The following is a 12,779-nucleotide window of genomic DNA, read 5'->3' as shown; positions in this document are numbered from 1 at the left end:
GCGGTGATGACAGCCAATCTCCCCCCAAAAGGGGGAGATGTCCGGCAGGACAGAGGGGGGCGCCGTAGAGGACTGACCTCCCAAGCCTATCCGCTGCCCACGGGGAACCGCCAATGAACGCCCCCGACCACATCATCGTCGGCAGCGGCATCAACGCGCTGGTCTGCGCGGCGATGCTGGGCGGCAAGGGCGCAAAGGTACTCGTGCTGGAGCGCAACGACCGCATTGGCGGCTGCATGCGCACCGAGGAAATCACCGCGCCCGGTTTCATCCATGATGTGATGGCGACGACATTCGTGCTGTTCATTACCTCGCCGGCTTACGCGGCGCTGGGCAAGGACTTGGCCCGGCATGGCCTGGAGTTCTGTCACGCGGCCACCCCGACGGGGGTGCTGCGGCCCGACGGCAGCCATGCCGTGCTCAGCACCGACCGCGCCGCCAACATCGCCGCCTTCAATGCGATCGCCGCAGGCAACGGCGACCGGCACGCCGAGGATGTCGGCGGCATCGAGCGCAATGCCGGGCTGCTGTTCGGCCTGCTCGGCGGCAGCCTTTGGTCTTATCCGACAATGAAGCTGCTCGCCGGTGATGCCTGGCGGCGGAGCCCGCGCGGGCTGGCCGCCTTTCTCGGCGATGCGCTGGTGCCGGCGCGCGGATGGCTGGAAAGCACCTATCGGTCCGAAACCATACGCGCGCTGTGGGCACCGTGGGTGCTGCATGCCGGACTTGGGCCGGAAGATGCTTTCTCCGGCCAGATCGCCAAGGTCATCGCGTTCGCGCTGGAGGCTGCGGGCGCGCCGATCGTCAAGGGCGGGGCGAAGAACCTGCTGTCGGCGTTCGAGGCGCTTGTCAAAGAGCGCGGCGGGGTCATCTCCACCGAGGCCGACGTTGCCTCGATCATCCTGACCGAAGGTCGCGCCACCGGAGTGCGATTGGCCTCGGGCGAGACCGTCAATGCGAAGAAGAGCGTCATCTGCTCGGTCACGCCGACGCAGCTTTACGGTCGGCTGCTCGGCAGCGACAGCCCCAGGAATGACATCGAGGCGACGCAAAAATACCGCTACGGCAAAAGCAATTTCCAGATCCACTATGCCCTCGACAAGCCGCCTTCATGGCGAGGCCAGGGGTTGGACGAGGTGGCGCTGCTGCATCTGACGCCTGGGTTGGACGGGGTATCGAAGGCCTGCAACGAGGCGGTGCGGGGCATGCTGCCCGAAGTGCCGACCATCTGCGTCGGCCAGCCGCACGCGCTCGATCCCTCGCGTTGCCCGCAAGGCAAGGCGATCCTGTGGCTGCAACTGCCCGAGGCTCCCCGTCACATCAAGGGTGATGCCGCCGGCAAGCTGCAGGCGCCGGCGGACGGGCAATGGACCGACGCGCTGCGCGAGGCCTATGCCGATCGCGCCGAAGCGATCCTTGCCAGTCATATCGATGGCTTCAAGGACAGCGTCATCGCGCGCCGCGCCTATTCGCCTGCCGATCTCGAAGCGATGAACATCAATCTGGTCGGCGGCGACCCCTATGGCGGGTCCTCGACCGTCGACCAGTCCTTCCTGTGGCGGCCGTTCAAGACCAGCCGCAATCACCAGACCGGCATCAAGAACCTCTACCATATCGGCGCCTCGACCCATCCGGGCGCGGGCCTCGGCGGCGGCTCCGGCTTTCTCCTGGCGGGGAGACTATGATGGAGCAGAAAATCGCGGAAAAGCGCCAGCGCATATCGACCTTGGGTCAGATCGGCCTGCAGCAATTCGCGCCCTATCTGATGAACCGCATCATGGGCCGCTACAACGCCACCTTGCGCGACGATTTCCGCAAGCAGGGCCTGACCATTTCGCAGGTGCGGGCGCTCGCGGTGCTGTCGGTCACCGACGGCGTCACCGTCAACGACCTCTCGGTCTACACGGTGATCGAGCAGTCCACCTTGAGCCGCACGCTCGACACGCTTGAGGGGCAGGGGCTTGTGCGGCGCGAGCAGGGGGTTAGCGACAGTCGCATCCGCCATGTGTTCCTGACCGACGAAGGCCGCACCGAGTTCACCCGCGCCTGGCCGGCCATGCATGACGCTTTCGAGGCTATGTTCGACGATGTCGACGACGCCGAATACGCCGCGCTGATCGCGACATTGCAGAAAATGCTGAAGAACATTCGCAAGCACGACATCTAGACGTACGCGCCGCCGCTGCCGGGCGGCAACGGAAGGAGGCCAAAAATGGCCGAACGGTCTTTTGCCAAGGAAGTCGAAAAGCTGAGGCTCGGCGCGGGCGAGGAATTTGCCGGCGAAGGCATCCTCGCCATCACCAAGGCGCTGCTGCAATGCGGCGTCGGCTATGTCGGCGGCTACCAGGGTGCGCCGATCAGCCATCTCATGGACGTGCTGGCCGATGCACAGGACATTCTGGGCGAACTCGGCGTGCATTTCGAGGCGAGCGCCTCGGAAGCCACCGCCACCGCCATGCTGGCGGCCTCGGTGCATTATCCGATCCGCGGCGCGGCGACCTTCAAGTCGACGGTCGGCACCAACGTCGCCTCCGACGCGCTCGCCAACCTCGCCTCCGGCGGCGTCACCGGCGGTGCGTTGATCATCGTCGGCGAGGACTATGGCGAGGGCTCCTCGATCATGCAGGAGCGCAGCCATGCCTTCGCCATGAAGAGCCAGGTCTGGCTGCTCGACCCGCGCCCGAACCTGCCCTCGATCGTCAAGGCCGTGGAAGACGGCTTCGAGTTGTCCGAGGCCTCCAACACGCCTGTCATGCTGCAGGTGCGCATCCGCTGCTGCCATGTCCACGGTCATTTCACCGCCAAAGACAACAAGCGGCCGCCGATGACGGTGGCCGATGCGCTGGAGGCGCCCCGCCGCGACACCGGCCGCATCGTGCTGCCGCCCGCTTCCTTCCTGCACGAGAAGGAGAAGGTCGCGAAGCGCTGGCCGGCGGCGGTGGATTTCATCAAGAGCCGCAAGATCAACGAGATCTTCGGTTCCGATCACGGCTCCGTCGGCATCGTCATGCAGGGCGGCATGTACAATTCCGTCATCCGCGCTTTGCAGCGGCTCGGCCTTGCCGACACCTATGGCGAGACCGACGTGCCGCTCTACGTGCTCAATGCCGTGTATCCGTTGATCGACGACGAATTCCTGTCTTTCTGCGAAGGCAAGCAGGCGGTGCTGGTCGTCGAGGAAGGCCAGCCCAACTACATCGAACAGGCCTTTGCCGCCATGCTGCACAAGGCCGGGCGTGGCACCCGCCTGGTCGGCAAGGAGCACCTGCCTATGGCTGGCGAATATACCGGCCAGGTCATGCTCGACGGCATCGGCGCCTTCCTGCGCACCGAGGCGCCGCATCTTCTGCCCGGCGAAGTGCGGGCTCCCAACAAGGTCGGCGACGGCGTCGACACGGCGGACCTGATCAATGTCGTTCCAGGTCGACCGCCCGGTTTCTGCATCGGCTGCCCGGAGCGGCCGATCTTTGCCGCGACAAAACTGGTCGAACAGGAACTCGGCAAGCACCACATCGCGTCCGACATCGGCTGCCACCTGTTCTCGATCATGCCGCCCTTCGAACTCGGCGCCACCACAATGGGCTACGGGCTCGGCCCGGCCTCGGCCTCGGCCTTCAATTCGCCCGACGCCAAGCGCCGCTCGATCTCCTTCGTCGGCGATGGCGGCTTCTGGCACAATGGCCTGACCTCCTCGATCGGCAATGCGGTGTTCAACAAGAACGACGGCGTCATCGTCATCGTCGACAATTTCTACTCGGCCGCCACGGGAGGACAGGATATCCTGTCGTCCCGCGCCGGCAACAAGACCAAGTCGACCAAGCATCCCATCACCGAGGCCGTGAAAGGCATGGGCGTCAAGTGGCTGCGCCATGTCGACCGCACCTATGACGTCGGCAAGATGCAGGACACGCTGCGCGAGGCGCTGACCACGGACGAGAAAGGCCCGAAAGTCATCGTCGCCTCGTCGGAATGCATGCTCAACCGCCAGCGCCGCGAAAAGCCCCTGGTTGACAAGGCGATCAAGGGTGGGACGCGCGTCGTCAAGCCGAAGTTCGGTGTCGACGAGGATATCTGCACCGGCGACCATGCCTGCATGCGGCTGTCCGGCTGTCCGTCGCTGTCGGTGAAGTCGCTCGACGATCCGCTGCGCGACGATCCTGTCGCGAGCATCGATCAGAACTGCGTCGGCTGCGGCAATTGCGGCGAAGTCGCCGATGCGGCGGTGCTGTGCCCGTCCTTCTATCGCGCCGATGTCGTGCACAATCCGAGCCGCTGGGACCGCTTCCTCGAGAGCGCCCGGCGCGCGGTCATCGGGCTTTTGCAGCGTCGCCGCGAAGGCCGCCGTCTGGTGTTCGCCGATGCTTGATCACAACGCCTCACTGCGCCCGAAGACAGGCGCCGCCGACGACGAACGCGTTATCAAGCTTGCGGTGCTCGCCGTCGGCGGCCAGGGCGGCGGCGTGCTTGCCGACTGGATCACCGACGTCGCGGAGCGCAACGGTTACGTCGCGCAATCGACCTCGGTGGCCGGCGTCGCCCAGCGCACCGGCGCCACCATCTACTATGTCGAGATGGCCCGTGACACCGGCCGCCTGCCGGTCTTCGCGCTGTCGCCCTCGCAAGGCGACGTCGACATATTGATTGCCGCCGAGCTGATGGAAGCCGGCCGCGCCATCATCCGCGGCTTTGTCACTCCCGACCGCACGACGTTGATCACCTCTTCGCACCGCATCGCCGCCGTGTCGGAAAAGATCGAGCCCGGCGACGGCAGGGCGTCGTCGTCGAAGGTGTACGCGACGGCTGAAGCCGCATCGAAGCGCTTCATCGCTTTCGATATGGAAAAGATCGCCGCCGACAGCGGCTCGATGATCTCGGCCAGCCTGCTTGGCGCGCTGGCCGGCTCCGGCGCTCTGCCGTTCACGCGCGAAAGCTACCAGGAGGCGATCGGCGCCGGTGGCCGCGGCGTCAAGGCCAGCCTCGCCGCCTTCGCCGCCGCCTATGATCGCGCGCGCGGCACGGCATCATCGGCTGCGCCAAAGCCGGCAGAAGCGGCTGTCGTCGGCTCCGCCCTGGCCGCTGGACAGGTGAGTGGCCCGCAAGACCTCCTGCGAGGCTGGCAGGCCCTGGCCGCCCGCATCGACGTGATGCCCGTGGCGGTGCGCGACATGGCGCTGCGCGGTCTGCGAAAGGTCGTGGACTATCAGGACATTGCCTACGGACGCGAATATCTCGACCGCCTGGACAAAGCCGTCGTGCTGGACGGGCCTGATCGAGCCTATGCCCTCTCGATCGCCGCCGCCAAGCATTTGGCGAACGCCCTATGCTACGACGACATGATCCGCGTCGCCGACCTGAAGACGCGCTCGACCCGCGACAGGCGCGTGCGCAAGGAGGTCGGCGTCAGGGATGGCTCGGTCCTGCAGGTGACCGAGTATTTCCATCCGCGCATCGAGGAGTTCTGCGGCACGCTGCCGGCGGGGCTGGGCAGCTACATCGAGAACCGGCCGAAGCTCGCCGCCTTCCTTGACCGTCGCATCAATCGCGGCCGACGCATCCGTACCGATAGTTTTGCCGGCTTCACCGCTCTGTGGTTCATCGGCGGCCTGCGCCGCTGGCGCCGCCGCCTGCTGCGCCACAAGGTGGAAGCCGCACATCTGGAGAGCTGGTACGCGCTGGGGCTGGGCCATGCGCGTGAGGACTATGCATTGGCCGTCGAGATCCTGAACTGCCGCCGGCTGATCAAGGGCTACAGCGACACCCATGTCCGTGCCCAGTCGAAGTTCGACCGCGTGCTGTCGGCGCTCGACCTGCTCAAGGGGCGCGCCGACGCCGCTGACTGGATCAGGCGGCTGCGCGAGGCGGCACTGAAGGACGAGAAGGGCGACATGCTCGACGGCGCCCTCAAGACGGTGGCGACGCTGGGGGCCGGGCCGACACACTGAGGCCGCGTCGCGCCGTCACTGTGTTTCGACTTGTGAATGAAGCGGCGCAGCTTGCGGGAAAAGATGCAGCAGTCCTGAATCGGCGCGGCGGCGCAGATGTGCATCCACCTCGGCCCGGTCAGCACAGCCATGGAACCTGCCGCCGCAATGGTCACGCAACCGCACCAGATCAGACATGACGGGTGACATCGGCAGGCCGGCGGCATCGAGCAGGCTTGCGCTGAGAAAGGCAATATCGAGCGACGCCATATCGGGCATCGGATGACGCAGTGGATGATGGAAGGTCGTGAGGGTGTAGAAGGTGCGATAGGCGAGCGAGTCAAGCTTGGCCAGCGCGTCACTACCTGCGGTCGCATCGACAAACGGTTTGGTCGCCGAGGACTGGTGGTCGCCGAATTCGAGCACCACGGCGCCGCGCCTGCCGGCCTCCGCTTCCCGTTGCTTGAGAAAATCCTGAAGGTCGCCGCGCGCGATCGCCATGCGGCGCAGATATTCGCCGATCTGGAAATCGTCCGAGAAGGGCTCGTCTTCCATCTTCAATCCCGGCTCCATCCGCCCCTCATAGGGCGAGTGCGGAAACATGGTCTGGATTTCGAGGAACAGTGGCCGGCCGTCTTCCCGGCGGTGTCTGGCGATGAATGCCTCCGCCGCGTGGTAATAGAAACTGTCGCGCAGATGGTAGAAGGGCGCGGCGATATCCTTGATGTCGAGGACGTTCTCGAACCCGATCGACTTCAAGAAAGGCCCCTCGTTGACGAAGGTAAAGTCCATCGGCGTCATGGCGGCCGTTCGATAGCCGCAGCGCGCCAGCAACTCCGGCAACGCGCCGGCGACCTTGTCCTGTAGCGTGATCGTCAGATAGGGACTTCGCCAGCCGAAATCGCTGGCCGAAACCCCGGTCATCAAGGACAAATTGCTGATCCAGGTGCCGCCGCCGAACGTCTCGACCTGCATCGGGCGGGGCTCGCCAGCGGCAGGTGCAAATCGCTGCAGGAATCCCGCGCCGCTGGCGATCTGCGGAAAATAGCTTGGATCGGACTGGCTTTCGCTCAACACGAAGAAAATATCGGGAAGCGCTGCCCGGTCGCCGCAGTCGACCGTGTCGGCGAAGGGTGGCTGTGGCGCGATGGCCTGCAGCCGCTGCTCGAACGCCGGCTCGACGACCAGGTTGCGCAGATCCATCAGTGAGATGAAGAAGGCCGACATGTGCCGGCCCTGCATATAATAGAAGTACCGGTCCTTCGAAGCCTCGGCTGGAAAGGTCAGCGGCACCAGTGTGACGAGGAGGGCCAGAAGCAGGGCGCGCGCCGATGCGGGCCAGCCAAGCTTCCGGTCGGCGCGAAAGATCAGCATCGCCGCGGCGATGCCAACCACCAACGCCGCGGCGACAGGCAGGATGAGGTGGAGATAGGAGCCGAGCAGGAAGCGATACACTCCCGGATCCGAGGACACGAAGATCGTGTCGTAGAAGTGCAGCGAGAACCCCTTCATCCGGAACTTGACCGCCGAGATCAGCGTCACCAGGGCAACGGCCATCCAGGCGAGATAGACGGAAAAGGCGAGGCGCCCCGATGTCAGGAACACCGCTCCCGCGAGCGCCGCCACCAATGTCAGCGAGAACGGCACCGACAGCCATTCATGCTCGGCCCGGCCGGCACCAAAAACGCCCGCGAGGCTGATCAGCACCAACGCCAGCGGATGGCAGAGGGCCCGCAAAGGCCCTTGAAGTCGAGATATGGCTTTCCCCACGAACATGTCTGTGCGTTCCTTTGGGGGAGCTTTGTGTCATTTGCAGCTTTCGAACAATTCCATAGTAAATTTAACCTTAATCGCCATGTGCGATGGGAATTCAGACGACCAGATCGCGCATCGGCTTCACCGTCGCGGACTCCGGGAACACCTTGTCGACGAGCACCGCCGCCGAAAGCCCGAACTGGTCGGCGAGCAGGCCTTTCAGCACCGCCCTGACATCGCTGGTCGGCGCCAGGTCGCGCTGCTCGTAGAGCTGGGCCGGCTTCAGGCCCGGCCAGTCGGCTATGACGCGGCCGCCCTTGATCGCGCCGCCGGCGAGCAGCACCACCGACCAGGGCGGCGTCCGGCGGCATGGAGCCTTTGGCCGGGATAGCCACGTCAGCTCCTTGTTCAGGCCCAGCGCGGCGCATGAACCCGTTTTCGGCGCGATGCGCTCAGGTCGGATCGGTTGCTGCGGTCGAGGGGGCCAGGCCGGTGAAGCGGCTGGCCCCCGCGCACGCTTACCAATGACGCCAGCGGTGCCAGACCCGATGTGGGTGCCAGACAGGATGGGGGTGCCAGACGTGGAAGACCGGGCCGGGCCGGTAATAACGCGGATACACAACCCCCCGATTGGGCACGCAGCGCCCCCAGTGGTTGGGATGCCAGCCGGGGCCGCAACCCCATGCCACATGCTCGATCAGCGCCGGGGCGCTTGGCTGGGCCAGCATCGGCGTGGCGGATGCCGCCGCAACGGTCGCGGCCGTTCCGGTCAAGGCAAGCGCGGCGGCCGCCGCGTATTGTGTCAGACGGTTCATGACGATACTCCAAATGGTCTCGAAGTTGAAGACCTGTTCGCACCAGGCGGTCCGGCAGGTGTGCCCTTCTTGCCTTAAACGGCGGCTTCGGCGCATTCCGTCGGTGCTTATGGCGATTTTTTTGGCGCCGGCGGCAGCCCGGCGCGTCTTGTCAGCCCCTCAGCCAGAACGCCGCGATCCTCTGCCGAACTTGCCGCGGCAAACTCGACGATGCGCTGCTCCAGCCGCATGCGCATGGTGACGTCGGCGTTGCGGGCCCGCTCGAGCGCGGCTGTCAGGGCTGCAGTGTCGAGGGTGGGCTGCCGCAGCAGGTCGGCGGCCTCGCGCCTGGCCTGCTGGCCGTCGAGAATGACCTGGCGGGATTCGCGCCGGACCTCACGCAACGCCTTGCGGAAGATCCTGCGTTCCTGGTCCGGAAGCCGGCCTCCGGCCGCTTCCAGCGAATAGCCCTGGCCCGCCTTGCCACTTCTCAGCCAGACGGCCCCGCCGGCAAGGGCGCCGGCCAGGAAGACGTTCAGCGCCACGGACGCGATGAGGAGCTTGCGGCCCGTGCTCATAGGTTTTCCTCGATCGTGTCGTCGGGACCGGCATCGCCGAACGCCGTCGCATTGGCGTCCAGCACATACTGATCGGGCTGAACCTCAGGCGTGGCGATCACCAAAGCCGATCCGGCAACCGCGCCGGCCAGGCCGATGCCGGCAAGTCCCAGTCCCAGCCACCACAAACGCTGGCGCGAGCGTTGGGCAAGATGCCGGTCGGCAGCCCTCACTATGCCGCCGTGCAGCGCCTTGCCGGGCGCCTCGACGCGATAGCTGTCGAGCAGGGCGTCGAGCTTGCCGGCATTCCTCAGAATAGCCGCGCCCGCGTCGCTTGCGGCAAGGATGCTGCCCGCCGCGCGTTCGGCCTGTGGCCATCGCCGCAAGTCGCCGCCATAGGCTGCCGCCAGCACGGCAAAGCGTTCGGCATCCATCGTCGGTGCGTCCCTGGATCGGTCAGACATCGGTCTTTCCCTTGCCTGTTGGCCCCTTGCCCGCTGGCATCGCGTGCCCGCACGGCGCGGCGATCATCGGAGCCGGCCGCCAGGCGGTGTCGGCAAGGCGCGAACGCTGCGCCTTCATGGCGGCGCGGTTTTCATTCATGGACACCGTCCCTGGCCAGGATCGCCTGCAACGCCCTGCGGCCGCGCGAAAGCAGGCTCTCCAGGGCATCGACGCTGATCTCCAGGGTCGTGGCCGCCTCGATGTTCGACATGTCCTGATAGTAGACCAGGATGATGGCTTCGCGCTGGCGCGGGGCGATGGCTTGCAGGGCCTGTTCGACGCGCTGCGCGTCTTCCCGCGGCTGGGCATCCGGAAGCGGCGCCGGGTCCATCACCTCCGGCAGATCGTCTGTCACCCATTCGCGGCGGCGGCGCAGCCGGTCGTAGCAGAGGTTCAGCGTCACCCGGTGGATCCAGGTGTCGAAGCGTGCATTGCCGCGCCGCCAGCCCGAGGCATGGCGCCAGATTCGGACGAAGGTCTCCTGCGCGACATCCTCGGCTTCTGCCGTGTCGCCCAGCATGCGCACGGCAAGCGCCAGGATACGCGGCAGTTTGCGCGCGACGAGCGTTTGCACGGCCGCCGGATCGCCGGCGCCGACACGGCGAACCAGCTCCTCGTCCGGATCCGCGCTCATCGGCTGGCGCACCCCTGATGGTCATCGCGTGCCATTACCCCCGTTCATTGCTCCGCCTTGGGAGCGGTTTTATGGCCCGGCATTTCGTCGATGCTCAGAACGCCGTCGCCATTCTTGTCCAGCCTGGCGAAGCGCTGGGCGAAGAACGCATCGAGCTCGGCGCGGTCGATGAAGCCGTCATGGTTCGAGTCCGCGCGCGCGAAGGACTGTGTCGGGTCGCCCTTGGTGCCGCGCTTTGCCTGGAGGGCCTCCCATTCCAGCAGGCTGATCTTGCCGTCGCCATCCGTGTCGGCGGCCATGATCGCCTTCTCACGCCGCTTCTGGAACTTGGCCAGCGTGATGTCGGGCCTGGTCTTTGACGTGGCTGGCGCGGCAGCGGGGGGCGGTGCAGAAGGGGACGTCGCGGCCGGAGGCTGTGTCGCCGTCTGGGCGAACGCGTGGCGGTCAGCAGGCTCAAGGCAGCGGCAAGGATCGAACGGCGTATCATGCTGGCGTCTCCGGTTGGCGCGCTGCCATGGCATTGTGCCGTGGCGACGCTTCTCCCGTTAAACGCAGCGGCGGTAGAAATCCGTCGGTGACTTTTGGGCCGGCAGGCGCATGCCGCAACAACGCGCCCGATCGGGCGCTGCTTGCGCCCTGTTCGAACCCTTCAGCTGAAGGGCAGGAACTTGAGCAATTCCAAGAAAAATGTGTACGGTTTTCCCGGGAAAAGCGCGTAGCGCTTTTCGTTGGGAATTGCGCAAAAACAAAGAGATAGAGCGTTTCGCCGTTTCCGCGAAACGGTGAACCGCTCTATGTCGATTGGTCCGCCACCACCAACTGGTCCGGCTTGAAGCCGGCATGCTGCGGGGTCCATACATCGCCCTCGCGGTTGAACCAATGACACATATATGTGCCGGAGGCGGCACCGTCGCTTATCGTCATCTTCGGGCCTCCGGACTTCAGCTTGACGACGTCTCCGGTCTTGAAACTGGTGGGCATTTTGACCTCCCATGCTGACGCCGGGAGTTTCACATCAAACCTCGGTCTCGACAATGGCGGATGCATTCGGCCAGCATCGCGATCCACAGTGCCAGGCGGCGTTTTGAGGTCGGGTCTCGGTCCCAGTTGTAGATTCGGTCGCAGTTGCAGCAATGTGTCTTGCCGTTTGTTGTCGAAATTGGATGTTGAAATTCCTGTTCGGCTGGTGGAGATTGATCCTCTGCTGAGTATTGAGCGCGGCTATCGCTTCGGCGATGCTGCCGATCTGGCACCATGAGTTTCGGACGGAGTTCTATCGAACCGTGATCAGAAGCAACAAACAACAGCAACCCGCATGCAGTCTCGTGCCGAATACAGTAGAGTTGCGACATTGAGCGAGAGAGGCTTGAAGCGCTTGGGGAAAAGCGAAGGGTTCCCATCAGAGCGCCGGAGGAAATGATTCGTCACGTTATGGTTGCTGCCTGCCCCAACGATCAAGCCGCTGATCAACGCCGGCTGGCAGGGGGGAGTACATGCCCGGGAAAGCATTGAGAGGAGGCCGGTTTGGCGAAGGCCAAGGGGATCGCTCTGGAGATTGCAGAGCATAGCGCAGCGAATCCCGATGCACAGAAGCCGCTGCGCAAGCGCTTGTTCGATCACCCGCTTCTCGTGGTTAAGCGGAAACTGTTATATCGCCTGCTGCACCCCCAGGCGCCACGGCACCCTGTGCCGCTTACAAAGCCGGTCCTCGTCGTGGGCTCCGCGCCGGTCTCGAACCCGCCGGTGGGTTTTCAGCGCGATGCTTTCACACTCTTTACCGTGAATGGCTCGCAGACCGTGACTGCCCGCTGGGGGATGGGTACTCCTGACGCGACATTTCTTTACGTCAACCAACTTGACGCGACCAAGCCCAACGCTGTGGCCGTGCGCGCCGTCTTGACCGGCCAGGAGACCGATCTGCTCTGGATTGTGCGTGCACACCGCACGATGGAGGAATTGCGCTGCAACATCGCGGCCTTCAACTACCGCTGTCGCGACCTGCGCACGATGACCCGTCACCAGCGCATGGCGCTCTACGAAGCAGTGATGGGTGTGCCCAATTTCGAGATGCATCTGGAGGAGAAGTTCTCGACCGGGATCACGGCGGTCCTTTACGCCTTGCATAACGGCGCGCCGGCCGTGATCATCACGGGTATTGACCCAGGTTCGCACGGCCATGTGTACAACAAACTGAACATCGACCGGATGCACGTCGGTTCCGATCGTGCCACCCTGCTGGCGCTGTTGGCGCTCGGTTTCCCCCTTTATACGAGCGATCCGCATGTGGCGGACTCGCTCGGTCTGCCACTCTGGACAGGCCAGTTCGGGAGATGTGAGGTCCAATAACAACGGTCGATGTGGCTCGCTGGTGAGTTGTCTCAAATGTGAGTGCGACGATCCGCTCGACAGCTCCGTCGTGAAGAGGTGCGATGCCGGCTTGGCACTTGTCGCGCAAAAACACCATCGACACCTTCAGAGATGAAACGCTCGTGGCAACCCGGACACACGGCATTGCGAATGTGCTTCTGGTCTTCCGCGTGCAGTGCTGCCATGCTAGATTCGTCTAAATTCACATCAGATTATAGAACTGCCACATGATACCAATCTACATTGG

General features: G+C 64.6%; 13 protein-coding genes and 1 pseudogene. 5 read left to right on the top strand and 9 right to left on the bottom strand.

Annotated features, from left to right (window positions below):
* The first annotated feature begins 113 nt into the window (after nt 1-113).
* The 4 genes from FJ979_RS08005 to FJ979_RS07990 are packed head-to-tail and all read left to right on the top strand — an operon-like array spanning nt 114 to nt 5,942.
* A complete protein-coding gene (locus tag FJ979_RS08005; RefSeq protein ID WP_140580467.1) occupies nt 114-1,685 on the top strand; it encodes an NAD(P)/FAD-dependent oxidoreductase in 1,572 nt (523 codons plus the stop codon).
* Nucleotides 1,685-2,167, top strand: a complete 483-nt coding sequence (locus FJ979_RS08000) for a MarR family transcriptional regulator (protein ID WP_140496955.1) — start codon at nt 1,685-1,687, stop codon at nt 2,165-2,167. The genes FJ979_RS08005 and FJ979_RS08000 overlap by 1 nt, the downstream gene beginning before the upstream one ends.
* A 45-nt stretch (nt 2,168-2,212) precedes the next feature.
* Nucleotides 2,213-4,366, top strand: a complete 2,154-nt coding sequence (locus FJ979_RS07995; RefSeq protein WP_140523774.1) for an indolepyruvate ferredoxin oxidoreductase subunit alpha — start codon at nt 2,213-2,215, stop codon at nt 4,364-4,366.
* The gene (locus tag FJ979_RS07990; RefSeq protein WP_140580465.1) at nt 4,359-5,942 is read left to right on the top strand and encodes an indolepyruvate oxidoreductase subunit beta family protein; all 1,584 of its coding nucleotides are present in this window, start codon (nt 4,359-4,361) and stop codon (nt 5,940-5,942) included. Before FJ979_RS07995 ends, FJ979_RS07990 begins: the two co-directional genes overlap by 8 nt.
* A gap of 15 nt (nt 5,943-5,957) precedes the next feature.
* On the opposite strand, the gene FJ979_RS07985 is transcribed toward FJ979_RS07990, so the two are convergent.
* The 9 genes and pseudogenes from FJ979_RS07985 to FJ979_RS07950 all read right to left on the bottom strand — a co-directional run bounded on the left by FJ979_RS07985 (nt 5,958) and on the right by FJ979_RS07950 (nt 11,146).
* On the bottom strand, nt 5,958-7,697 hold the full coding sequence (locus tag FJ979_RS07985; protein WP_246679287.1) for a sulfatase-like hydrolase/transferase: 1,740 nt from the start codon (nt 7,695-7,697) through the stop codon (nt 5,958-5,960).
* Between the two features lie 94 nt (nt 7,698-7,791).
* Nucleotides 7,792-8,025, bottom strand: a pseudogene (locus FJ979_RS07980) (hypothetical protein); the annotation flags it as partial.
* Nucleotides 8,026-8,194: 169 nt separating this feature from the next.
* The gene (locus FJ979_RS07975) at nt 8,195-8,491 is read right to left on the bottom strand and encodes a hypothetical protein (RefSeq protein WP_140496949.1); all 297 of its coding nucleotides are present in this window, start codon (nt 8,489-8,491) and stop codon (nt 8,195-8,197) included.
* A gap of 107 nt (nt 8,492-8,598) precedes the next feature.
* Entirely contained in the window at nt 8,599-9,048 is a 450-nt protein-coding gene (locus FJ979_RS07970; RefSeq protein WP_140580463.1) for a periplasmic heavy metal sensor, read from the bottom strand.
* Nucleotides 9,045-9,491: a hypothetical protein gene (locus FJ979_RS07965; protein WP_140580461.1), complete on the bottom strand. Its 447-nt coding sequence runs from the start codon at nt 9,489-9,491 to the stop codon at nt 9,045-9,047. The genes FJ979_RS07970 and FJ979_RS07965 overlap by 4 nt, the downstream gene beginning before the upstream one ends.
* Nucleotides 9,484-9,630 carry a hypothetical protein gene (locus FJ979_RS32465; protein WP_181165287.1) on the bottom strand — a complete coding sequence of 49 codons (147 nt, stop codon included), beginning with the start codon at nt 9,628-9,630 and terminating at the stop codon, nt 9,484-9,486. The genes FJ979_RS07965 and FJ979_RS32465 overlap by 8 nt, the downstream gene beginning before the upstream one ends.
* Nucleotides 9,623-10,165 carry an RNA polymerase sigma factor gene (locus tag FJ979_RS07960; protein ID WP_140496943.1) on the bottom strand — a complete coding sequence of 181 codons (543 nt, stop codon included), beginning with the start codon at nt 10,163-10,165 and terminating at the stop codon, nt 9,623-9,625. The genes FJ979_RS32465 and FJ979_RS07960 overlap by 8 nt, the downstream gene beginning before the upstream one ends.
* A 44-nt stretch (nt 10,166-10,209) precedes the next feature.
* Nucleotides 10,210-10,464, bottom strand: a complete 255-nt coding sequence (locus tag FJ979_RS32910; RefSeq protein ID WP_246679286.1) for an EF-hand domain-containing protein — start codon at nt 10,462-10,464, stop codon at nt 10,210-10,212.
* A 493-nt stretch (nt 10,465-10,957) separates the two neighbouring features.
* On the bottom strand, nt 10,958-11,146 hold the full coding sequence (locus FJ979_RS07950) for a DUF2158 domain-containing protein (RefSeq protein WP_140580459.1): 189 nt from the start codon (nt 11,144-11,146) through the stop codon (nt 10,958-10,960).
* A gap of 543 nt (nt 11,147-11,689) precedes the next feature.
* Between FJ979_RS07950 and FJ979_RS07945 the strand changes: the two genes are divergently transcribed.
* A complete protein-coding gene (locus FJ979_RS07945; protein ID WP_224680245.1) occupies nt 11,690-12,511 on the top strand; it encodes a membrane-anchored protein in 822 nt (273 codons plus the stop codon).
* The last annotated feature ends 268 nt before the right edge of the window (nt 12,512-12,779 follow it).

The organism is Mesorhizobium sp. B1-1-6, from assembly GCF_006443035.1.
Lineage (GTDB): Bacteria > Pseudomonadota > Alphaproteobacteria > Rhizobiales > Rhizobiaceae > Mesorhizobium.
The sequence above is the reverse complement of the archived record's forward strand: the minus strand, read 5'-3'. Positions and strand labels throughout refer to the sequence as shown.